The sequence below is a fragment of the Streptomyces asoensis genome, assembly GCF_013085465.1.
In the GTDB taxonomy this organism is placed as follows: Bacteria; Actinomycetota; Actinomycetes; order Streptomycetales; family Streptomycetaceae; genus Streptomyces; species Streptomyces cacaoi_A.
This window is the reverse complement of record NZ_CP049838.1, coordinates 9,669,887-9,692,898: the sequence shown is the minus strand read 5'-3', so window position 1 is coordinate 9,692,898 and position 23,012 is coordinate 9,669,887. Positions and strand designations below refer to the sequence as shown.

Genomic DNA, 23,012 nt, shown 5'->3' with positions numbered 1-23,012 from the left:
CGTGTCAGTCGCGTGGAGCGGCACGCTGCTCGCTGACCCAGCGTGAGAGGGAGACCAGGGTCTGCTCGGCACTGGCGGCCATGTGGTCACGCAGCGTCTCGAGGTCCTCGCGGGTGTTCCCCAGGACCGGCTCCAGCCGCAGCAGCTGCCACGACTGCTCGACCACGGTCCCGGCTCCCTCCGCACGCAACGACCAGCGCCATCGGACGAGGTCGTCGACGACGAACGCGAAGACACTGCCGGGGACGCTCTCGACGACCTGTGAGCGGCTGGCCCACTCCCGGTCTCCGCTGCGGTTGCGCCCCCTGAACCAGGATCCGGGCCAGGGGCCGCCGCCCTCCTCGTAGGCGACGTCACTGGCGCTGGGACTCCAGGTTCCGATCATCGACACGTCACTGATCAGTCCGAAGGCGACCGCGGGTGTGGTGGCGATCCAGGCGCTGCGGGTGAAGGCGTAGTCCGCGGCCTCCAGCGCGGACAGCGGGTCCGACCTGTTCATGGGGATACTCATGACAACTCCGGCTTCTTGCGGCTCTGGTGATGCCGCAGACAGGTCGGCGGGGTCGGACATCTGGGGCACGAAGGGATCCTCGAAGGACGTGGGTGCGGCGCAGGACTGGTCCGTGCCGCCTCCGGTGAACCGTTGCCGGATCACTGTCACCCCAGGTCAGACAGGGCCACCAGACCCGCTCGTGCCTATCCCTCGCAGGGTCGGGCTCCGTGTGGCCTGCGATCGCATACTGGATGTCATGCACGGTCAGAGAGAACTCGGGGATTTCCTCCAGACCCGGCGAGCCCGCCTGCGCCCGGAGGATGTCGGGCTGCCGGACTACGGAGACCGGCGCCGGGTGCCGGGGCTCAGACGCGAAGAGCTGGCGATGCTGGCCGGAGTCAGCCCCTCCTACTACACGCGTCTCGAACAGGGACAGTCCGTGGGAGCCTCACCCGAGGTCCTGGACGCCCTCGCCCAGGCCCTGCGGTTGGACGAGGCCGAACGCCACCACCTTCATGACCTGGCCGGCAGTGTGAGACGGCCGCCGGTCGTCCGTCGGCCGCCCGAGGAACACGCCGACGCCTCCACGCTCGAACTGCTGGAGTCGCTCGGTGACGTGCCCGCCCTGGTCAGCGGACGGCGCGGCGATGTGCTGGCGTGGAACCGGATGGGCCACGCCCTCTTCGCCTCCCACGTCGACTTCTCCGGGCCGCAGTATCCGGACGGCCGCCCCAACCTGGCCCGGCTGGTCTTTCTCGACCCCCATATCCGCGCCCTCTATGCCGACTGGCCCGAAAAGGCCAGGTCGGTCATCCAGAACCTGCGAATGGTCGCGGGGCGCCACCCGGACGATGCCCGACTCACCTCCCTCGTCGGCGAACTGGCCATGAACAGCGCCGAATTCGCCTCGATGTGGGCCGATCACCGTGTGCGTCCCTGCGACTCGGTCGTGTTCGAGATGCACCATCCCTCGGTCGGCGTCCTCACCGTCACTCAGCAGAGCCTGCGACCACCACAGAACGGCGAATTCCACCTGGTGCTCGCCACGGCTGCACGTGACTCTGCGTCTCAGAGCGCACTGCGGCTACTCGCTCAGGTCATTTCCGACACCTCCGACACCCGCGACCTGAGGCCGAAGCACACAGAACTCGTTCGGCGATCCGGCATGAGCAAATGAGCCCCTCCTGAAGCAAGGAGAGGCTCACCGTGTGCAACTGGACCGCTTTCTGCGCGAGTTGCCGAGCCGGGGTGTGCGGCCGGGCTGTACCGGCCCACGTCGGCGATCAGCACCCCGCGCAGGCAGTGCAGCCCTTGGTCTCGGTAGCGCTCGACGACGAGGCGCGCCACGCCTCCCAGGCCGCGCGTCAGCGGTTGTCCTGTACCGCCATTTCCCCGAGCAGGGACCAGTCGTCCTGCGGGACGGTCACGTTCACGATCCTGGGGGTCTCGGCGAGGTACGACGGCAGCTCGGCGCAGGCCGCGCCGAAGTGCTCGGAGGAGACGTGGGCCGCACCCGCCTCATCGTCGCGGAACGCCTCGGTCAGCACGTACTCGGCAGGGTCGTCGACGCTGCGCGACCAGTCGAACCACAGACACCCGGGCTCGTCGCGCGTGGCCAGGGTGAACGCTCGGGTGATGTCGGGCCAGTCGTCCGCGTGCTGGGGAAGGACACGGAACCGGGCGGTGATGAAGATCATGAGCATTCCTGGTGTGTGGTGGACGGCCGTCGAGGGTGGCGACACCCCTCGCCGGACGGTCGGCGGCCTGGTCAGGACTGACAATGGCACGTCCGCGCACCCGGCCCTCGACGACGAGCCGGTGCGCATGACGCTCACCGGTGGCGGCCTTCGCCTCGGCGGACGCGTCGCCCCTCCCGGCACGAGACCGTCGTGCCGCTCGCACAACCCGTTGCACGACCTATGGGCGCCGAGTGAGCCTCATGCCTTGTGCTGCATGGCCCGTCGTGCGGGATTGCCCTGTTCGGCGGCCTTGGGATCCTTCTCGTCGGACTTCGCTCGTACACCGTCCGCGATGCGCTTGCCGATGGACTCGTCGATGTTCGACCAGTACGCGAAGGCACGCTCGAGGACAGGCTCGGTGACACCGTTGAGGAGATGTCCGACGACGTTGTCGACCAGACGGTCGCGGGCGGCGTCGTCCAAGACCTCGCGCACCATGGTGCCGGGCTGTCCCCAGTCGTCGTCCTCCGGGTGGGAGACGTAGGCGGTACGGGTGATCTCGCCGTCGGCCTCCCAGCTGGGCGGGCTGCCGTAGTGGGCGGTGTCGGCCGCGGGACCGCCCTTGGAGTTCGGCGCGTAGACCGGATCGGTCGTCTTGCGGTAGGCCATCGCCCCGTCCTTGGAGTACGTATGGACGTCCACGACCGGTGCGTTCACGGGAAGCTGCTGATAGTTGGCGCCGATGCGATAGCGGTGCGCGTCCGCGTACGAGAACAGCCGGGCCAGGAGCATACGGTCCGGGCTCGGTCCGATGCCGGGGACCAGGTTGTTGGGCTGGAAGGCCGCCTGCTCGATCTCGGCGTGGTTGTCGGTCGGATTGCGGTCGAGCGTCATGCGGCCGACCGGGATGAGCGGATAGTCGCCGTGCGGCCACACCTTGGTGAGATCGAAGGGGTTGAATCGATAGCCCGCCGCGTCCCCGTACGGCATCACCTGCACGTGGAGGGTCCAGCTGGGGAATTCACCGTCCCGGATGTGTTCGAAAAGATCACGCGTGTGGTAGTCCGTGTCGACCGCGGCCATCTGGTCCGCCTCGTGCTGGGTGAAGCACTCGACACCCTGATCGGTCTTGAAGTGGTACTTCACCCAGAACCGCTCACCCTCGGCGTTGATCCACATGTAGGTGTGGGAGGTGTAGCCGTTCATGTGGCGCCAGGTCCGCGGAATGCCGCGGTCTCCCATCAGCCAGGTGACCTGGTGGGCGGATTCGGGAGAGAGGGTCCAGAAGTCCCACTGCATGTCGTGGTCGCGCAGGTTGTTGTCCGCGCGGCGCTTCTGTGAGCGGATGAAGTGCTGGAACTTCATCGGGTCCTTCACGAAGAACACCGGCGTGTTGTTGCCGACCATGTCGTAGTTGCCTTCGCTGGTGTAGAACTTCACCGCGAAGCCGCGCGGGTCGCGCCAGGTGTCCGGGCTGCCGCGCTCGCCGGCCACGGTCGAGAAGCGAGTGACCAGGTCGGTACGGGTACCCGGCTGGAACACGGCTGCCTTGGTGTACGCACTGACGTCGTGCGTCACCTCGAAGTGGCCGAAGGCCCCGCTTCCCTTGGCGTGTGGCTGGCGCTCGGGGATCCGCTCCCGGTTGAACTGCGCCATCTGCTCGATCAGATAGGCGTCCTGCAACAGGATCGGCCCCCCGGGCCCCACGGTCAGCGAGTGTTCGTCACTCTCCGCCGGGGCGCCTGAGTCGGTCGTGGTGGCGGGTCGGATCTCCGTCATACGTCTGCCTTTCGTCTCGCGGCTGCGACGAGCGGGCTGGTCCGGCGCTCACTGCGCGGACATCCGCCCTGCGCAGTGAGCGGGGCACGCTCTGCCCCGGCTCGGGCCGCACGGACACGCTCGAGTCGTCCTCAGCGGATCCTGGTGGCGCCTTTCGCTTTCCGTGAGCCGCGTGACCCGCAGCGGCCGCGGTAAACGTCCCCGCCGCGAGGAGAGCGGCCGGGAGGCTGTTCCCGGCCCGATCGAATCCGGCCGACCTCACCTGCCCGGGCCGGTGCTGTCGGCGGTCCGGCGCGATCGCTACCAGATCAGGCACCAGTAGTGGTCATATGTGCCGATCCCGATTCGGCCGACCTGCGGCACGAGCGTCGGGTCGGGGGCGCCCAGGGCCGACATGGAGCACGCCGGGTCACCCACCGTCCCTGAGGCGGCCATGCGCTGGGCAGCGGCCTGAGCCACGGAAGACGTGTACCAGATCGTCGTTGTCCCCGGGCTGCTGCCGGCCGTCGGGCTGCTTCCGATCGTGGGGCTGCTTCCGATCGTGGGGCTGCTTTCGACCGTCGGTGACTGTGCGGGTACGGGGGTCGAAGAGGGTGCGGACAGGGTCGGCGTCGGCGTCATCGTCGGCATTGACGTGGGCGTCGGCGTGGGCGTGGGCGTGGGCGTCGGTCGCGGGGCTGTCAACGCAGTGTGCGATGGCTGTGGTGACCGTGCAGGCGTCTCGGGCCGTACCGACGTCGATGACGTCTTCGGCACGGCTGAGGACCGCGAGGGGGAAGGGGTGCGGTCGGCTGTCCCCTGGGCGCTCCCCTGGGCGCTGGGGCGCGTGGGCTGCCCGGCCGTCGCCGTGGACGGGGCGGTCCTGGTATCCGTGGGGGCGGGACGCGCCGTACTGGAGGTTTCCGGCTCAGCCGTCAGGGAGGGCAGTGGGTCGAGCGTGGGCAAGGACAGGTCACTCGATGCCGACGGCGCCGGTCGAGGAGTACCGCCGTCCGATGCCGTCAGCCCCCAGATTCCCAGGCCACCCGCCACGAGGACGGCTGCCCCACCCATGATCCACGGCGCCCTGCGTGGTGGATTTCGGTGGCGGCTCATGCATCCCACTGTGTGCCTGCCGTCAGGCGTTCTCAAGCGGTGGCGCGCTGTATCGACAGCCCGGCGTGCCTTCCTCGGCGGCCGTGCAGGGACGTGATGCAGGAACATGGCCCTCCCCTGGCCCCTGGCCCCTGTCGAACGACCAGTACCTCAGCGCGGTCCGCCACACGTCGCGACCGGCCTCGAGGCCGAGGACACAGAGACTGCTGGATCGGGACTGGCTCCGGATACAGCATGCAGCCGGAAGCCAGCAGGGGTTACACACCGCGATCACCCGGATCCAACAGGTCAATCGGGCATTGGACTGTTCCCTGGAGAAGGCGACCAAGTGCCTCGTCAACGACCTGCTCAGTGCTTCCGGCTCGGTCGCCCGCAAGCCCTTTGGCTCCGGGAGGCTGCAAGTCGTTTACCCAGAACCGCCTCCCAGCACTAGGGCTCCCTCTAGCCTCGGACCATGGATTGGTTCATGGCGGCGATGGTGGGAGCTGCCGGAGGCGCCTCCATTGAGGCTGTCGACGTAATCAAGTCGATCAAGTGGCATCGCCAGATGCCGTGGAACGTCCAGTCGGACACGGTCGATCCACCCCAGCACAGAGCCGATGTTCGGCCAGGTGAGGAGCACTTGCCCGCGCCCGGCTGGAAGGCGTACTGCGTGGCCGGGGTGTTGCGGCTACTCGTCAGCGGAGCGCTGACCGGCGCCGTGGCAGCCAGCTATCCGCAGAGCACGAATCCACTAGTAGCGTTTCTTCTCGGGTTGGGTGCGCTGTCCGCTGTCCAGCAGGTCACCACACTGGTGCCGTTGATGGTTAAGAGCGCAGGCCGGGCTGCCCTCGGCGGTGTGGTAGAGGAGGCTCAACAGCAGGCGCAGGCCCTTCCACAGAATGGACAGCAGCCCGGACCGGGGCAGTCGAACGGTGCTCTACCAGGGATCCAGACGGGCAGTCCCCCAGCGGAAGTTCCACTGCCAGACACGGGGGTTGCTGCGCGCCAGGATCCAACGCGCGGAGGAGGTACGGCATGACGATTCTTGCTGAGTCCTTCGTCGGCCGCGTCCTGGCCGTCTTTTCACGCCGCTCTCCCGGCTTCCAACCTCCGCTGAAAGCCTCCGGACCGCTGCTGGAGCCGAAACATCCCGCTACGTCTCCTCCTGCACTCGTGCCAGAGATTCTTCGACTTCCTGAGACCCCCCAAGCCGAGCCGCCCCAGAGCGGCGCGGGGCCGACTCTGGCCGACGTGTCGGCTCACTGGAAGTCCATCTATCCACAGGAAAGGCTCCGGCATCGCGGAGACCTTCTGAGAATCGCCGGCTTCCTGGACACTGTTGCTGCAACCGTGGACCTTACTCTCGCCCTCGCGCTCGCTCGCGCCCTCGCCAGGGATCTTGAGGCCGCCCGTGACCACGCCCACGACATCGCGCTCGACCGCATCCTTGACCTCGAACGCGCCCTCACTCTCCTCAGCGACCGGGACCCTGCCTTGGACGTCGACCTTGATCGTGTCCGCGTCCGCGCCCTGAACCGTGTCCGCGCCCTCGACCAGAATCGCGCCCTCGACCGTGATGCCGGCCGAGCTATCGACCTCAGCCAGATCCGCACCCTCGTCCGCGACCTCGCCCGCACCCTCGTCCGCGACCTTGGCTCTGACTCAGATCGCGACCTTGCCCTCGCTCGCGTCCACACCCTCGTTCGCGAACTCGACCGCGCTCGCGACCCCGCCCTCTTCCTGGCCCTCACCCGCGACCGCGACCGCTTCCACAACCGCGTCCATGCCCTCGCGCGCGCCCGCGTTCTCGACCGCGCCCTTGCCCCTACCCACGGCCCAGCCCGCGCCTGCGATCGCACCGTCGACGCTGGTTCCGAGTTCGGCATCGCCCGCGCGCTCGACCGCGCACTCGACCGCGCACTTGCCCTTGACCTTGACCTTGACCGCGCCCGCGACCTTGAAGGTGACTTCACCAAAGCTCATGGCAACCTGACTGACGCCGCAAACGACTTCCTTGGTGCCGACCTCACCACTGTGAACCTTGCTGAATTCAACCTGGCAGGGGTTCGCTGGGACAGCGATACCCAGTGGCCCACCCTCGAGTGGGCAAGTCGTATGCATAGAGCATCCGTTGAGAATCCACCTGGCTCCGGGGTCTTTGTTGTCCTTCCTGAAGAGGGCCGCCAGCTCGCAGGGCTCGGTTCCCTGGTCCCAATCTCATGACCCTCAGTTTTGAGGTTCAACACCCACTCATTGCCGCTCAGCATGAACAGCTTGCGCTACGCGGAATCCTTGATCGCCGGCCGTTCGGCCAGCGTATGCGGATCCTCGCGATCGACCGTCTACTTCGATATCTTCCACCCCATGCTCAAGTGACGTAGTGATCGTCGGCCTCAACGGCCTGCGCTTGCTGCGCGAGCGCGTATGGGCCGCTGCCCTAGCACCTACACCCCATCTGAGCGAACCGGACAAGTTCCTCGCACCGACCTGGTTCACGTGGATGAGCTGCCCGACGACATCATCGAGTACCCGCAGGCCGGGCTGCGCGGGTATCTCGACGAGACCGGTCCCCTCGTGGGGCCCAACTGGGAGCAGAGCCCTCTCAGCCTGCCGCTACGCGGCAGCGTGCGTCATGGCTCCCACGAGTCGGGCGCGATGCTCCAGGAGGGACACCTTCATGTTGAGGCCCGGGTCGGGAGGGGCCGTCGTGACGTAGTTCTCGACGCGCTCCACCACCTCGGCGAGTTCGGGGCGGACGGCTTCCGCGTGTGTGGCAATGCCCTTGACCATGTTGGCGTCCGCCGACGCTCAACGGGCGGCGTGGTCGGCGAGATCGATCAGAGTGGCTTGCGGGTCCACGCCGAAGGCCGTGCCAACGAGTTGGGGTTCCATGGTGCCTACCAGGTCGACACGACAGGCGCTGCGGAGCGTGCGGGGCGGGAGGCCAAAGCCGTCAAGGGCTCCCGCGATATGGATAGTTGACTCCGAGCTCCGGCCGGCCATTGAATCCATGGTGGCCTTGACGTTCGAGTTGTCCGTCCGCCATGCCTCCCCCTGGGCCGGACACCGGTGCAGCGCCGTCCAGGATGCGGGGTCCACGAGGGACGGATCCGTCCAGTTTGCTACGCCGCTCGCCGGGGCGGTAGGCCGGTTCACTCCGGGTGAGCCGCGGCCTCCCGCTGGAGCTGCACCGCGGCCAGCAGGCTCAGCTGCGGCTCTGCCCGGCGCAGGGCCTTCAGCGCCGCGACCGAGGTGATGTCCCCCTGGAAGCCGACGGCGACGAGACGCGAGCGGACCCAGCGGGCGCGCAGCCGTGCCTCATCGGCGGCGGCGCTGGACTCCACGAGCGCCGCGGCGCGTTCCAGCCCCGGACGCTCCTCGGGCGCCGCCTCGGCGAGCGCCTGGCGCAGTGCCGCGGCGACCACGTCCGCGTCCCGGATCGTCAGCACGAAGTTGTGCTTCTTGTTCAGCTCCGCGATTCCCGTCATGTGAATCATCCTGGCCGTCAGCTTCCGTGTCTGCCAAGGAACTTGAGGAGTCTCAGAGGATCACGCCCTGTCAGGGGGGCTCGGGTGTACCGGGGCGCTTCCGGCCCCATTGGGACCCGGGTAGCAGCGATCGGTCGAACTCCCGCTCTATATCGAACAGTTGACGCGGTCCGGGTCCGCTCGCCCACCTCTTGCGCGGCTGCGTTGCTGCCGCCCAAGCTAGGGATTGGGCGTTCACTCGGCGTACGAGGGGGGCGGAATGATCGCTGCTGAGGACATCATCGAGACCAAGACGGCTGACTTTGTCGGCCGCGACTACATCTTCACCGCCATGGAGAAGTTTATCGAGCACCACGACCGTGGATTCCTGATCCTCGAAGGCGATCCCGGCGCGGGCAAGACCGCCATCCTCGCCGAGTACATCCGGCGGACCCACTGCATTGGACACTTCAACCTGCGGGCCCAAGGGCTGAACACTGCCGGACACTTCATCAGGGGCCTTTCCCAGCAGCTCACAGCTCGATACGGCGCACATCCGGCAGGGAGCACCGACAGCGGCGAATCGGTGTCCCACATGCTCAGAGAGATCAGGGCCGGACTTCCGGACGAACTCCCTCTGGTGATCGCGGTGGACGCCCTGGACGAGGCGGAGGCGGCCCCCCTCGCCGCGAATCCGCTCTACCTGCCGGGAGTCCTGGACAAGGGGGTCTACTTCGTGCTGACGACGCGCAGGAACACGACTCCGCTCCGTGCCGACGGCCCGTTCCAGAGGATCGACCTGAGGGACTTCCACGACCAGACCATGGAGGACGTACGCCGTCACCTCGAGAACAAGCTGTCCGACGAGGCCCTGGCACGTCTGGTGGACGACTCCCACCTGAGCAGGGACGCGGTCGTCGACCGGCTCGGCGAGATGAGCGAGGGCAACTTCATGTACCTCTACTACACGCTCATCGACCTTGTGCGGTCACCCAACCTTGACCTGGACCGCTTCCTCAGCGAGTTGCCTCAGGGCCTGGAGAACTATTACGCCGCCCACTGGGAGTCAATGGGTATGGCAGCCGCCGAAGCGCCGACGGTGAACGCCTGGATCCTGTACGTGCTGTGCGAAGCGGAGACTCCCCTGCCCGCCTGGATCATCTCGCGCGTCGTCACCCGTGTGACGACGCAGGCGGACCCCACCTTTGTACAGCGCCGCCTCATCGACTGGCGGCAGTTCCTGCACGCGGACGGCTCAACCTCACCGGCCAAGTACAGCCTTTACCACGCCAGTTTCCGTGACTTCCTGCACCGTCACGACATAGTCGCCAATGCTGCCGTCGACCTCACCAACGTCCGCGCAACGATCGCCGACCTGCTGTGGGAGCACATGATCGGGGACAACGGCCCATGACCGGCGTTCTGGACGACTTCGGCCTGACGAGGATGGTCCCCCTCCTGCACGCCACGGGGCAGTCCGACCGCATCCACTGGCTGTTCGAGTCCGACTGGTGGCTGATGAAGCACCTCGGTGACAGGGAACTGGGGTGGTCGGGCTACGCCTCGGACCTTTCCCTCGCCTTCGACAGCCTGGCCCAGGACATCAAGGCGGGAAAGGCACGGGCAGGTGAGACGGTGTTGCGGCTGTCACGACTGTGCCTGGTGCGCTCAGCGCTCGCGGCGGCAACCGATATCCCGGAGGGTGTCCTTCTGGGCGCCCTCCGCACGGGCGCCTGGCAGGACAAGCGCGTCACTTCGACGATCGAACGCTACGCCGACCGCGGCCGCCAGGCGTCGGCCTGTGTCTCCATGCTGAGCACTGGCCTGGACGCCTCCGGCCGCACCGCGGTGCAAAGGACGCTCGCCTCCCTGGCCTTCGTCAGACCCGACGACGTCCCGGCGGCCGAGTTGCTCCGAGGTGTCCCATTCCTGAATGCGCCCGACCAGAGGGCCGTGGCGGACCGGCTCGCCCTGTGCCCCATGGCACCGCATGGCCCGAGCGCTCTGTGGCAGCGACGCGCTCGCGGCGGGGGCGGCGTCCTCGATGCGACCGACGTGGTCACGACGATGGTTGCGGTTCCGGAGACACGGCGACCGGCCCTAGTGAGGAAGACCGTCGACACGCTTCTCGAAGAGGCGATCCGCATCAGCCGCAACGCCATGGTGGAGTACCAGGACCCGCTCCGGTCCGCGTCCTCCCTCAATGACGTCATGGCTGCCGATCTCACAGAGAGCACCTACGGTGACTACGTGGCCAGGCCTCAAGTCCTGTCATCCTTGGTCGCAGTCGCCTCGTTCCTGTCTGCCTACCCCGACCCAGGGCGCCTGCCGTCCGCTTTCGCCGATTGCATGGGGTGTGCCGCGTCGGCCGAAGAGTGGGCGAAGTTCTCCGCAGCCTGTGCCGCGGGCCTGCACGAGGCGGGCGTTCACTGGCAGCCTTCCGTACACCGGCAGGCGGCCCGCTACACGTCTCCGTTTTGGCCCCGCGACCAAGACCGCCTCTGGTGGCAGCAGCAGCTCCAGTCCAAGATGGGCAACCGGCGGGAGGTCCATATCCCGCAGGACGAAGACCCCATTGGTTGGCCCACCCTCGGCGCGGCGCGGCATGGGTGGGTGCAGCGTGCCCTCGCGGTGTTGAACAGGTCCGACAGCCCTTCAGCGCACGCAGACACCGTGGTTGAAGAACCCCATGTCCCCGAGGTGTCGCCACGCCGGGTCGATGCGCCGGAGCCGGAGACCGAGCGGGAGGCGGCGCCCGGGCCCGAGGCCGAATCGCTCCTGATGGACGTGGTGAAGCGCGGCACCGCCCCGATCGTGGCCGTGATGGTGGTGGCCGCCAGCGGAGCGCCTCCGGAGATGATCGACGGCCTTATGCCTGAAGCGTTCGACGACGAGTACCTGACTCTCCAGTTACTCAACCTCGCCAACGCCGCAGCGGACGCGCAGGTGCCACCCGAGTTGGCAAGACGCGCGATGGGCGGGCTGTTGCGTCATGCACTCGAATCAGCCCATCTCGCGCGGGGCGCTGCGGGAGCGTGGGCCGATGTGGACGCCGAACTGATCGTAGCCGCGGATCTGACACCCGTCCTCGACTTCGTGCTGGGTCTGCCGACGGAGCCGGAACGCGATCATGCCAGCCCTCTGTTCGAATCGTACGACGTCAGGGTCCAGGACGTACCCATGCTGACCGTGCTCGAAGCGATCGCCGAGCACCTCGATAAGACGAGCGCGGTGCGTGTCACGGACGCACTCCTGGCAGTGCCGAGCACGCCTGTGCGCAACCGCGGCCTGGACCTGATGGCCCCGCGTCTGCCCCGGGAGGTCGTCGAACGCGTCCTCGCACTGAACTGGCGGCCGGCCGACGCGCGGGAGCAGGTCTGGGCGCTGCGCGAGATCGCCGCCGGCTGCTCGTCCGACGGCGCCGACGTGCGGAAGCTCATCGAAGGCATGGCTCTCGAGGCAGCGGACGGCATCGAGGACGGCTGGGCCTACGTCGACACGCTGCTGCATACCAATGACGGGGAGCCCTCCAGCGCCGCGGCGACGGTCGCGCGTCCCGAAGTGCTGGCCACGGTACGGCGTCTGAGCGTCAACAACCGAGCTGACGCCCTGCGCGGACTGTCTCATCACGCAGACCGCGACACGATCGTTCCCGCTGCGGTGCTCGAGGAGATCCTGAAGCTGCCGGGCATGAACGCAAGCGGCACCTACAGCTGGCGCGGGACTGCCCTGGTCGCCTGTGCCGGGCTTCTCGACGCATCCATGGCCGGGGCGGCCCTCGATTCCGCCATGGAGCTCCCGGAGCGATTCACCACCGGCTCCAGCCAGGCGTGGGGGCATGACTGGACGACCGAGTTCCTCCGCGCGGCCGTGGTGAACGCTCTCGTCCCGGCGATGGCTCCGTCCGACGCGCGCCGGGCATTCGACTACGCGAGGACCCTGCCGTACATAGCTCGCGAACCTGTGTTCCGCACCCTGGCAGAGACCGCTGATCCCCCACTGGCCAGCTTGCTGTTCGATCACACGGTCGAGCGCTATCAGACGTACTTGCTGCTGGAGGACTCACCACCGCCGAGCGTCATCGAGCAAGCTCTTTGCATGGACACCACGGCGATGTTTCAGATGCACCGTCAAGTACAGACCGCGGAGATCATCGCCGCGATCGTGGACCGCTTGAACGGCGAGCGCCGTGCAGTCGCCGCAGAGATGGCCATGGGCTTCTCGGCCACCGGACCTTGCGCATGGCTGGGGGCAGCGATTCTGAAACACCTCGCGGAGGACGACCATGTGGACGCGGCGCTCTTGACCGGCATGGCACTGGTAGACGCCTACAGCTACGTCGCTTCCGACCCGGCGCGCATCGACCTGCTGATCGATCTCCTACCCCATACCGAGCGTCACGCCGCGGCAGAGCAAGCGGCGCTGACACGGTTCGTCGCGTCGCGATTCCCGGACTTCGAGGAGCTCTTCCTCGACGAGGCTCACGGCCGACTGTTAGAAGCGGACGAACAGTCCGAATACATCCGCCTGACCGGTATGGACCGCCTGCCGCGGCAAGGCGAGGACGAGCACGACCCAACCGAAGCCGAGCTGAGGGCACGAGCAGCGATGTGGATCCTCAGTCCCATCGCGCACCGACAGCGTGACGAATTCCTCAAGGCCCTCCTGCTGGAATCACCGGTCACCAGCCGGGTACGGGCGCTCTCACGCCTCTCGGAAGTTCTGCCGGAGGAGCTGCACGGGACCGTACTGACCGAGTCGATCCAGGAACTTGTCCGCCATGCACACCTTCTCGGCGACGACGACCTGGCCGAACTCGCCAAGGTCGTCGAGCACCTACCCACAAGCGACCGGGGGCTGTTCCTCCCCCTGGTCACGGAGTTGCCCGCCTTCGACGCCACGTCGGCGGAGGAGGTCGAGGCCGAGGCGCTGGAGGAGATCTACCACGACTGGGGCCGCATCCTGCGTCCTCATCCCAAGTACGCGGACATTGGCAGGTCCGTAGCAGCGCAAGAGCTCGGCAACCGATTCCAGCGCGAACGATTCCGCAAGTCCTACCACTTCGTGACCCCACGGGTGCGCTTCCTGGCAGCTCTGGCACCGCACCTGTCCCAGGGCGACATCACTGACGCCTTGCACATCCTGCGTGATTTCCCCGAAGCCGAGCGCGCCTCAGGCCTCGTCGCTCTCCTCCCCATGTTCGCCAAGGGCAACGCCAGGCTCGTCCGCGCGGAAATTGACGCGCTGGAATCCCGCTTCGCACGGCTCTGGGTGCTCTGGCAGGGGCAAGGCAACCTGGGCGGCATGGGTATCGACGTCACAGCGAGGGCCGAGGCGGTCATCGCCTCGTTCGAAACGCCCACGGCGAAGGGAGCGGCAGCCCTTCTGATGGTCGGGCATCTAGGCGTGAACCGCGCGTTCGACATCATCCTGGAACAGGCCAGACGTGCCGGCGACGATGACAGGCTGAAACTGATGTCCCTCGCCGTGAGGATCGGACAGGAGACGGGACACCGCGAACGGCTGTCCTGTCTGGTGATGCAACTGTCCTCACCAGAAGCACAGTTCCAGGCGATGCTCATGTTCGGCCGCTCCGGCATGCATCTGCATGACTGTGTCGGCGCGGGCGGTGAGAGCGCGGTGGCACTGCTGTCCGCTGTACACCGGCGCTTCTCGGAGCTCTCGCGGCTGCCGCCTGTGCGGTTCCTGCGCGCCCTCGCCGGCGAGATGGCCGTGGTCAATGGTTTCCTCGACGACTCCGAGCGGCTGATGCTCGCGCGGAGCATCCGCCAGGTGTTCAACCAGTGGCGGTGGCCATGACCGCTTACGATCCACCCGGATCAGCGTCCTATCCGCCGAGTTGGCGCGTCGGTGGTTCGTGGCCCTGCCGAAGCCACCGCAATCCGGCCGAGTCCGTGAATCGGAGGATCACAACGGCCGGGACTGCTACGTGAGCGGTCGCAGCCGTGGCCATAGTCTCCACCACGAGCCGTCGCACCTCACCGGGTCGCAGGACGCGGACACTCTCGGTTCCCGTTCCCGGCCCGGCCGCCACGAAGCGTCCGTTGCGTTCCTCGACCTTCTGGCCCCGCACTCGAAGCTCCGCAGATTGCGCACCCGTCAATTCCACTTCCATGTCATGGACTGCTTCCCTGCCGTCGTTACGGATCTCGAGGAATGTCAGCCCGAGGTCACGCCGGACTGTGGCGGAAACCAAACGGGCCGTCGCCGCTTCGCGATCTCGGAGCTCGGACACCAGCCTCCTGTTGTCCTTGAAGGAAACCAGGAGAGCCACCATGACCGCGGCCAACGTGCCCACCGCACCTACCACCTGACCGATGGCACTCAGCCAGTCGGTGATCGACGGCGTCTGGCTGGACGGCATCGACCAGCCCCCTTCCTGCACGGCACCAGCATCCCTTGATCTCTGCCCGATGGCTCCCTGGCCTCAACAGCCAATGCCAGGGAGCCACCGCATCGACGCGACAGCGCCCCGAACGGGACTGGCCGGTCAGAGCAACCGACAGTTGCGGCTGACGAACGGCAGTCGCGCCCATTCCCCGCCGAGCCCCCAGCATCGTCAGGGCGGCCCGTACTCCTTCGGGGAACGGGCCGCCCCGCCTGGACCGGCGCCTGCCCCCACCTGTCATCGCAACATACCCATACCCACATGAACTCGACCAAGCCCTGGTGGGTATCGAAAGGCGTGACCCCAAAGGCAGCGAGTTCGTCCGGTGTATGCAGTACTAGTCGGCATGACAAGATCCGGCCAGGACGCAACTGCCGACGGCTGAAACTCGTCCCTTCTTTCCGAGCCGGCGAGGCTCACGAAGATCTCGAACGAGCAAGGTGGGGGACGAACCATGAACCTGACGCCGAGGATGAGCCGTCGTAGACCGGGCGCCGTCCGAGCGGTCGTGCTGGGCGTATGCGCCGCAGGTGCGCTGGGCCTCACCGGCTGCTCCGGTGACAGCGGCACGGCGGGCGTCGGCAGTGGCGCGAAACCGAGCGCGACGACGGCGAGCGGCAGCAGCGACACGACGGAGGCAGGGGCGGACGCCGACACGACGGGCAAGAAGCCCGGCGCGGAGGCATCCACGGACGCGGGCAGCGGCGTCAAGTCCCCCAGTGTCGTTCCGGTTGCCTCCAAGCCCCCGGCTCCCGCGGCGACGGGCTCGGTGGGCGCCGATGGCGATGGTGACGACTGTGACCACAAGATGCCCATCTCCCCCGACGAGGTCGCGGTCTACCGCTACACGCCGGAAGGGGGATCCCTGAGCTTGATCGTCAAGCACGGCAACTGGGGATGCGGCTTGCCCGACTCGGACGGCGCACCGTTCGAGACAGTCGGCAAAGAGACCTACATCCCGATGGATCAGGCCGCATACGTCACGGTGACCAACCCCATCGTGGAGAGCACCGAGAACCAGCCCATCGGAGTCCAGGAGTTCCTCGACTGGCTCGAGGCACACCCGAACTCAGGGCTGGTCTTCACCTACCACCTCGGCAGCAGCGGGGCCATCGACCGCCTCGACGAGGTCTTCACCCCCTAGCAGGGCTCCGCCAGGTCCGACTTGAGCGTGTGACGTGGCGAGGCCGACCAGGACATCGTGGATGCCGGCGACCTTGACGCGGTGCGTCACCGTCGGCAGTTCCTTCGCTCACAGGTGGGCGACCCGTGTGCGACCGAGGATCACGGCGTAGGTCCTGGTGCAGGGGTTGGGCAATCGCGGGCGCCAACAAGGTGCGGATCACGAAGGAGTTGGAAGGGTCGGCGTCGGTCGCGCTGATCCGATGGGGGCATGAACGCATCCGCTTTCCACCCCTGCTCCCCCGGTCCGGTCTCCGCGTCGCCGACGGACCGCGCGAGGCTGTGAGCCGCCGTGGCCGCCTTCCTGTTCGGCGGCCGTGGCGGCCGGTGTGCCGACGCCGGCCTCGGAGCGGACCGGGCGGTGTCTGGGGTACGTCGAGCAGCACGCCTCGGGGCTGCCCGGCTGGTGGGGGGTACGCTGCCGAGGTGTTCCTTCCGACGGTCAATGAGGTACGCGCGCTGCACGAGCGGTACGCGCCATCGGATGAGGCCCTGGACCTCGTCTTCACCCACTGCGAAATCGTCTCCAGCATCGCCGAACAGCTGGTGGCACGGACAGACCTCCCCGTCGACGCCGACCTCGTCCGTGTCGGCGCCCTGCTCCACGACATCGGCGTCTACCCGCTGTACGACCAGGCCGGCCGGCTCGACCACCGCAACTACATCCGCCATGGCGTCCTCGGTTACGAGATCCTCCACGAGGAGGGATTCCCGGAGCGCCTGCGCCGCTTCTGCTCCTGCCACACGGGAGTCGGTCTCACCCGGCACGACGTCCGCAGTCAGGGGCTCGCCATACCCGAGGCCGACTATCTGCCCGAGACCGTCGAAGAGCAACTGGTCATGTACGCGGACAAGTTCCACAGCAAGACGACTCCCCCCACGTTCCTCACCGCCGACTCCTATGCCACGCGCGTCGAGAAGTTCGGCGCGGACAAGGTCCACGCGTTCGGCCTGCTGCGTGCCCGGTTCGGCGAACCCGACCTGACCTCGGTCAGGGGGCGCTACGGCCACGCGCAGGTTTGAGGCCGGCACCGTGGAGGCGGCGAAGTACCGGGACTGTGTGCCCTGGTGATGTACGGCCGGCCGGAGGCGTCTCCCACCACATGCCTGGACGCTCGTGAACGGCAGGCCTGGGACCCGTCCGGCGGATCCTGCCGGACAGGCCCCAGGTCCCGAAGAGGGCTCAGCGCTTGAGCGTGAAGGTGAAGTCGCCGGAGAGCTTGCCGCTCAGCCGGACTGCCGAAACGAGATTCCCCTCCGTGATCAGTCTCTCGACCTCGGCTCGCGAAAGACCGCAACCTTCAGCGATCAGTCGCACCGGCCGGACAGGGATCCGTGCCGCGAAGCGGACCGAGACGTCGATCACCTCACGGTCCAGGTGATTCGATCCGCCGATGTCGAGGCGCCAGGCGTTGTCCCAGTCGAGGGCGATGCGATTACGGCGCCGCACGACCGGATCCTGGAGCAGCTCAGCTGTCAGGCCAGGGTCGTTGTCATGCAGCCGATCCAGCAGCTCAGGTCGTACGGAGCGCACATTCACCCGCTCCAGGACCGTGAGCTTTGCGGTTTCCCCGCAAGCCGTACAGAGCACGAGGAGCCAGACGTCGATGAGCTTGTGGTTTGCGTTGACGCGAAATTTGCCGCTCGCCCGGAAGCGCTCGGACGCGCAGGCGTGGCAACGGCGGAGAACGAGCGGCAGGCAGGTGGGCGCGACCACCCAGTTTTCGAGCACAGAAGTACACCGGTTTCAGTGAGAAGTCCGCAGCAAAAAGCAGCGCGGCGCAACATGCGCGACGCGCGACGAATCAGCACTCGGGAGGTCTCACACGGTGTACAACGGCACGTCCTTGCCTGGGCGACTTGGCTCGGCAGCACGGTAATGGCGCACAGCGGCGCTGCTCCACCGGTTTTCGAGCGCCTCACCGCCACGTTCTGTCCCGCAGACCATGAACGAAGCCAGAGCCGGATCGCGGCCATTGCGGCGGGAGCGGTCCGTCTTGTCGCCGCCGAGATGATCGGGGCGGTGCGAGGATGCCCGCCGTCCAGGCAGGCGGCGCGGAACGAAAGCCTTTGCGCGGGTCGCCGTCCGGATGATGGGGTGGCACGGTGATCAACCACAGTGGGGCCGGGGCTGTCCGACCGTTGACCCTGGCTTGGGTGGGCCGGCAGCTGGACGCCGGCGAACGGATCGTCAAAACCGAGGCGCTTCACGGCGGCATCACCGCCGAAATGCGGCGGCTGACCGTCGGTACGCGGGACGGAGACACCCGCGATCTGGTGCTGCGGACTTTCGTCGACCCGCTCTTCGTGGAGCACGCCGAGGACCTGCTGAAGCGCGAGGCCGGCGTCCTCACCCTGCTCGCGGGGACCGATGTGCCGACTCCCGAGCCGGTCGCGGTTGATCCGACCGCCGCGCATTGTGAGTATCCGTCGCTCCTGATGACACATCTCGCGGGCCGGACGGTCCTCGATGACGAGGGGTTGGAGGCGCGCGTCCCCCTGCTGGCCCGTCAACTCGTGGCGATCCACGCGTTGCGACCCGCCGAGCGGCCCCAGGTGTACGAGGCGTGGACGACCGCCGACGCCGTCGTCCCTCCAGACGGCGCCGATGCGGCGGCTTGGGCCGCGGCGACCGACGTGATCGGCAAGCCTGCGCCGCGCTACGAGGGGCGGTTCCTTCACCGGGACTTCCACCCGGGCAATGTGCTGTTCGACGTGCCGCCCTCAAGCCTGGCGAGGCCCCGGATCACCGGGGTCGTCGACTGGGTACAGACCTCCTGGGGCCCGGCGGACCTTGATGTGGCGCACTGCTCCACCAATCTCGCACTGCTGCACGGCCCGGCGTGGGGTCTGCGCTTCGCCGAGGCGTATGAGGAGGCCGGCGGGGTGCTGGCCGCGGCTGCGAGCGAGCGGTTGTACTGGCGGCTGCTGGACGGGTTGGCGTTCGCGGCGGGCGTGCAGTGGGTGGCGCGGCCGTGGCAGGAGGCGGGGAGGGCGGAGCTGACGACGCGGGCCGTGGAGGAGAGGCTGGATGCCTACGTCACCGCCCTGATGGACACGCTGGGCTGAGCCAAGGCGGTCCGGGGCGCGGGCACGGCGGCGAGCGCCGGGCCGGCTTCCACGTCCCGTAGCAGAGTCGGTCGCGCCCAAGTGACATCGAAGGTCACCGGCGGCGTCCACCGGCCCACCGGTCCACCGGTCCACCGGCCCTTGATGGACGAGCCCGATGTCAGTGGCGGCGCATACGGTTTCGGCATGGCTGATCAGAAACCCTCCCTGCTGTCGATAGGCGACTTCGCGACCTGGGAACCCGTGCTGCGGCTGCTGTTGGCCGGCAGCAAGGAGCAACATGCCGCCCGGTCCACCCGGGTGGCGGGGCGCATCGGCCGACACAGCTGGAGCCTGGATCTGCGGCGACAGCTGCCGCCGCCGGGACGGGCCGCCCAGGTAGACGACATGCAGGAGGAAGTCGACGCGGTGGAACGGGTGCGGAGAGCGCTCGCGGACGCCGGAGTCGACGACGTCTCCTTCACCGCGGAGATCCAACCGAGCGGGAAGGCCGTACTGCGTCTGCTCGGGCCCAGCCCGGCCGTGGAGCCCGGCATCGGCACCCCGCACCCGGGGGCCCTGGTCCTGGTCGACGGCTCCCTGCCCGAGCCCTGGCGCCGCCTCCCTGATCCGGTGGCCGGAGCAGAGCCGGCTCCTTCGGCCGACCTGGAGTTGCTGGAGCGGCAGCTCCGCGAGCGCTTGCCCGACGCCATCGGCGCGACGGAGGAGGAGATCACCGCCGCCGAAGGGCGCCTCGGCATCACGCTGCCCGACGAGCTCAAGGTGCTCTACCGGGTGACACGAGCACGGTGGGAGGACTGGAACGACGACTACGAGGCGGCGAGACGTGATTCCACAGCGGTCGGCTGCGAGCTCTTCGACTTGGACGGTCTGTACATCGCCGACGCATCGTCGCGCCACTGCGGCTGGGAGTTCGCGGCGATGGAGGCGGTCGACACCCCGCCCGACGCCGCAGTACAGGGCCTCGTCGGCTCACCGGGCTGGATCGCCTTCGGTGACAACGGCGGCGGCGACCGGCTGGCCATCGATCTGACACCCGGCCCCCGCGGACACATCGGACAGGTCATCATGCTCTCCCACGAGGAGAGCACTGGCGCCGCGCTCGTCGCCGACTCCCTCACCGACCTGGTACTGGACCGGCCCAGCGCGCAACCCAGCAGCCCGCAGGGACAGCGTCCACCGGCCGCGGCCTGGGTCAACATCGCACGACTGAAGAGCGTCCAAGCCGCCGCACACCCCGGTCTGGAAGTCCTGTCCATCGGCGTGTGGGACAGCGCGCCCTTCAGCCTTGCCCCCGTCACCGGGCTGCCCCGCCTCCGTACCCTTACCGCCTACCCCGGCACGCTGGCCGACCCTCTGGAGATCGCCGGACTCAGCGGACTGGAGTTTCTCCAGCTCGGCCCTCAGGAATGGCGCGTCCTCCTCGACGCCCGAGCCGTTCCACGCAGCTTGTTGGCCGCCGCCATCGTGGTACACGGAAACCAGGATCCGCTGCCCATCGTGGCCCTCGCCAACGAAATCCTGGCCCTTTGGGACCGGCCCCAGATCATGCGGACCGTCCTCGAAGGATTCCTTGGCCCCGTGGCATAGCCGGCGGGGCAACCGACAGCCGGCCGGGGACGGTCCGGCGAAGTCCTCGTGCAGGATCATGAGCGCCAGGGAGGAGGGAAGAGGGAGCAGGCGGGAGCGAAAGGCGGCCCGCTGCGGCCGGCCTGCCGGCGCTCCGGCCGTAGGCGCCGGCCTGGGTGTCTGTCGGTGCCGCCGGTCCCGGGCTCGGATGACCCTTCTCCTCGCCGCCGCCCGGGCAGGCCCTGGCGGCCCGGTTCCGGCGGTCGCGAGGCGAGGGCAGGTGGGATTCATCAGTGGCTGGGCAGTCGGGGAAGGCGGATATACGTCGAACGGGCGTGCCGCCCGTCAGCTGAGGAGATCAGGGCATGGCAGGACCGGAGGACACGCACAGCCACGGCAGACGGCTCCTGCCGGCGTCTGCCGCCGCGGTTGCCGAGGTGCTGGAAGCGATCGGGACCTGCGCTTACGTCGTGGACGAGCAGGGCCGCATCCTCGCCGTGAACTTGCGCACCGAACAGTTCCTGGACCGGCCCGCCGGAGACCTCCTCGGCCATGACGCGCACGACCTGCTGCACCGGGACGCCCACGGCCAGCCCCTGCCGAGGACTCAGTGCCGTATGCGGCAGGCTTTCCACGCCGGGCGCACCGCTCAGGCCGAGGAAGACTACTTCGCCCTCGGGGACGGCTCCGTGCTGCCCATCTCATGGCTGATAGCCCCGTTCGATCTCCGTGGGTGCGAACGCGGCACACTCGTCCTCTTCCATGCCCGGCAACCGCGGGACACCGACCCGCGGCCGGAGCCGACGGCCACGCTGCTGCCGGAACTCGAACGGCTCGCGCTGCTGGCCGCAACCACCACTCAGCTGACCTCCACCCTCGATGTCGACGAGGCACTGCGGCGACTGGTGACCCTGGTGGTGCCCCGGCTGGCCGACTGGGCCATCATCGATCTGATCACCGAACGTGACGAGGTGTGGCGTACTGTCGTCGTCGAGGCGGACGGTGACGCCCTGGTGCCCCACGAAGAACTTCAGGGACCGATGCCGCCGGTCCCCGAGGAATCCCCGATGCCCTTGTCCAGGGCCCTGCGCGGAGTCGCCTCCACGCTGGCCGGCCCGCAGACCTACCAGGGGCCGCCGGATTCCGGTATCGCGGTCGAACAGCGCCGCCTGTTCGACGCCACCGGAGTCCACTCCGCGGCCATCGCGCCGATCCGCAGCACCCGGGCGGTCCTCGGTGCCCTGACCCTGGGCCGTGCCCGGCAGCCGGGGGACTTCAACACCGCCGATCTCCCCCTGATCGAGGACATCGCCCGCCGCGCCGGCCTCGCTCTGGACAACGCGCGCCTCTACCAGCGCCAGCGCAAGGTCGCCGAGACCATGCAGAACCATCTGCTGCCCCAGATGCCGCGCGTGTCCGGGTTGCAGATGGCGGTCCGCTATCTGCCCGCGCCCGACGCCTCGCAGGTGGGGGGCGACTGGTACGACGCCTTCTCCCTCTCCAACGGCGCCACCGCGCTGGCCATCGGCGATGTCGTCGGCCACGACCTGGAGGCGGCGGCCGGCATGGCGCAGGTGCGCAACATGCTCCGCGCCTACGCCTGGGCCCTGCAAGAGCCCCCCAGCCGGATCGTCGAACGCCTCGACGAAGCGGTCATACACATCACCGACGTCACCATGGCCACCATGATCCTCGCCCGGGTCGAAGAGGCCGACGAGGGCCGGTGGAAACTCTCCTGGACCAACGCCGGCCACCCGCCACCCCTGTTGATCAGCCATGACGGCCTGGCCGACTACCTCACCGGCGGCAACGGCATCCTGCTGGGCACCGGATCCGGCAAGCCCCGCACCGACGCCACCGCCTTGCTGCCGCCCGGATCAACCCTCTTGCTGTACACCGACGGCCTGATCGAAGAACCCGGCCACAGCCTCGACGAGGGCCTGCACCGACTGCGCCGGCACGCCGCCTCCCTCGCCCACCGTCCGCTGGCCTCCTTCACCGACCAGCTGCTGCACCGGGTCCGCCCCGCCGCCAACGACGACGACGTCGCCCTGCTCGCCCTGCGGGTACCCACCCGGACGTGACCCGCGCGCCGCGGTGGCGATGTTGCCCTTGTACTCCGGCCGGCAACGGCCATGTGCAGACGTGGTCGAGGCCCGTGCTGGATCCGCCATCGCCGAGCTGCTGCCCTGCGCCGACGCGCCCGGCTCTCCGCGCACATCGCCGACCTCGTGCGGACCAGGGACTCCCTCGACGGGCTGATGGTCTCGGTCCGGGCGCACCGGGCA

18 protein-coding genes are annotated in these 23,012 nt (G+C 68.1%); 11 read left to right on the top strand and 7 right to left on the bottom strand.

Annotation, left to right across the window (positions count from 1 at the left end):
- Positions 1 to 4 precede the first annotated feature (4 nt).
- Positions 5 to 511: an SRPBCC family protein gene (locus tag G9272_RS42940; protein WP_171401597.1), complete on the bottom strand. Its 507-nt coding sequence runs from the start codon at positions 509 to 511 to the stop codon at positions 5 to 7.
- A gap of 238 nt (positions 512 to 749) precedes the next feature.
- On the opposite strand from G9272_RS42940, the gene G9272_RS42935 reads away from it, so the two are divergent.
- A complete protein-coding gene (locus tag G9272_RS42935) occupies positions 750 to 1,670 on the top strand; it encodes a helix-turn-helix transcriptional regulator (protein ID WP_171401596.1) in 921 nt (306 codons plus the stop codon).
- A gap of 187 nt (positions 1,671 to 1,857) precedes the next feature.
- Here G9272_RS42935 and G9272_RS42930 read toward each other — a convergent pair whose 3' ends face one another.
- From G9272_RS42930 to G9272_RS42920, 3 genes are all read right to left on the bottom strand, one after another.
- Positions 1,858 to 2,190 carry a putative quinol monooxygenase gene (locus G9272_RS42930; protein ID WP_171401595.1) on the bottom strand — a complete coding sequence of 111 codons (333 nt, stop codon included), beginning with the start codon at positions 2,188 to 2,190 and terminating at the stop codon, positions 1,858 to 1,860.
- A gap of 240 nt (positions 2,191 to 2,430) precedes the next feature.
- A complete protein-coding gene (locus G9272_RS42925; protein ID WP_171401594.1) occupies positions 2,431 to 3,951 on the bottom strand; it encodes a catalase in 1,521 nt (506 codons plus the stop codon).
- Between the two features lie 300 nt (positions 3,952 to 4,251).
- The gene (locus G9272_RS42920; RefSeq protein WP_171401593.1) at positions 4,252 to 4,410 is read right to left on the bottom strand and encodes a hypothetical protein; all 159 of its coding nucleotides are present in this window, start codon (positions 4,408 to 4,410) and stop codon (positions 4,252 to 4,254) included.
- A 7-nt stretch (positions 4,411 to 4,417) separates the two neighbouring features.
- Between G9272_RS42920 and G9272_RS44855 the strand changes: the two genes are divergently transcribed.
- The 3 genes from G9272_RS44855 (at position 4,418) to G9272_RS45695 (ending at position 8,010) form a co-directional block, all read left to right on the top strand.
- Complete coding sequence (locus G9272_RS44855; RefSeq protein WP_216377864.1) at positions 4,418 to 5,143, top strand: hypothetical protein; 726 nt, start codon at positions 4,418 to 4,420, stop codon at positions 5,141 to 5,143.
- Between the two features lie 920 nt (positions 5,144 to 6,063).
- Positions 6,064 to 7,251, top strand: a complete 1,188-nt coding sequence (locus G9272_RS42910; protein WP_171401592.1) for a hypothetical protein — start codon at positions 6,064 to 6,066, stop codon at positions 7,249 to 7,251.
- Between the two features lie 273 nt (positions 7,252 to 7,524).
- Positions 7,525 to 8,010, top strand: coding sequence for a hypothetical protein (locus tag G9272_RS45695; protein ID WP_253268114.1), 486 nt, complete (start codon positions 7,525 to 7,527; stop codon positions 8,008 to 8,010).
- Between the two features lie 170 nt (positions 8,011 to 8,180).
- Here G9272_RS45695 and G9272_RS42900 read toward each other — a convergent pair whose 3' ends face one another.
- On the bottom strand, positions 8,181 to 8,516 hold the full coding sequence (locus tag G9272_RS42900) for a hypothetical protein (protein WP_171401590.1): 336 nt from the start codon (positions 8,514 to 8,516) through the stop codon (positions 8,181 to 8,183).
- Between the two features lie 259 nt (positions 8,517 to 8,775).
- Between G9272_RS42900 and G9272_RS42895 the strand changes: the two genes are divergently transcribed.
- Complete coding sequence (locus G9272_RS42895) at positions 8,776 to 9,909, top strand: AAA family ATPase (protein ID WP_171401589.1); 1,134 nt, start codon at positions 8,776 to 8,778, stop codon at positions 9,907 to 9,909.
- Positions 9,906 to 14,315 (top strand): hypothetical protein, encoded by a 4,410-nt coding sequence (locus G9272_RS42890; RefSeq protein ID WP_171401588.1) that lies wholly within the window; start codon positions 9,906 to 9,908, stop codon positions 14,313 to 14,315. The genes G9272_RS42895 and G9272_RS42890 overlap by 4 nt, the downstream gene beginning before the upstream one ends.
- 28 nt (positions 14,316 to 14,343) lie before the next feature.
- Here the strand turns inward: G9272_RS42890 and G9272_RS42885 are convergent, their stop codons facing one another.
- A complete protein-coding gene (locus tag G9272_RS42885) occupies positions 14,344 to 14,880 on the bottom strand; it encodes a hypothetical protein (protein ID WP_171401587.1) in 537 nt (178 codons plus the stop codon).
- A gap of 478 nt (positions 14,881 to 15,358) precedes the next feature.
- On the opposite strand from G9272_RS42885, the gene G9272_RS42880 reads away from it, so the two are divergent.
- Entirely contained in the window at positions 15,359 to 16,048 is a 690-nt protein-coding gene (locus tag G9272_RS42880; RefSeq protein ID WP_171401586.1) for a hypothetical protein, read from the top strand.
- Positions 16,049 to 16,512: 464 nt separating this feature from the next.
- On the top strand, positions 16,513 to 17,109 hold the full coding sequence (locus G9272_RS42875; protein ID WP_171401585.1) for an HD domain-containing protein: 597 nt from the start codon (positions 16,513 to 16,515) through the stop codon (positions 17,107 to 17,109).
- 160 nt (positions 17,110 to 17,269) lie between these two features.
- On the opposite strand, the gene G9272_RS42870 is transcribed toward G9272_RS42875, so the two are convergent.
- A complete protein-coding gene (locus tag G9272_RS42870; protein WP_171401584.1) occupies positions 17,270 to 17,818 on the bottom strand; it encodes a DUF1062 domain-containing protein in 549 nt (182 codons plus the stop codon).
- Positions 17,819 to 18,243: 425 nt separating this feature from the next.
- Here G9272_RS42870 and G9272_RS42865 point away from each other — a divergent pair, with 425 nt between their 5' ends.
- From G9272_RS42865 to G9272_RS42855, 3 genes are all read left to right on the top strand, one after another.
- On the top strand, positions 18,244 to 19,155 hold the full coding sequence (locus G9272_RS42865; protein ID WP_171401583.1) for a phosphotransferase family protein: 912 nt from the start codon (positions 18,244 to 18,246) through the stop codon (positions 19,153 to 19,155).
- A 186-nt stretch (positions 19,156 to 19,341) separates the two neighbouring features.
- Positions 19,342 to 20,745, top strand: a complete 1,404-nt coding sequence (locus tag G9272_RS42860) for an SMI1/KNR4 family protein (protein WP_171401582.1) — start codon at positions 19,342 to 19,344, stop codon at positions 20,743 to 20,745.
- Between the two features lie 344 nt (positions 20,746 to 21,089).
- Positions 21,090 to 22,808, top strand: a complete 1,719-nt coding sequence (locus G9272_RS42855) for a SpoIIE family protein phosphatase (protein WP_171401581.1) — start codon at positions 21,090 to 21,092, stop codon at positions 22,806 to 22,808.
- Positions 22,809 to 23,012: the final 204 nt, after the last annotated feature.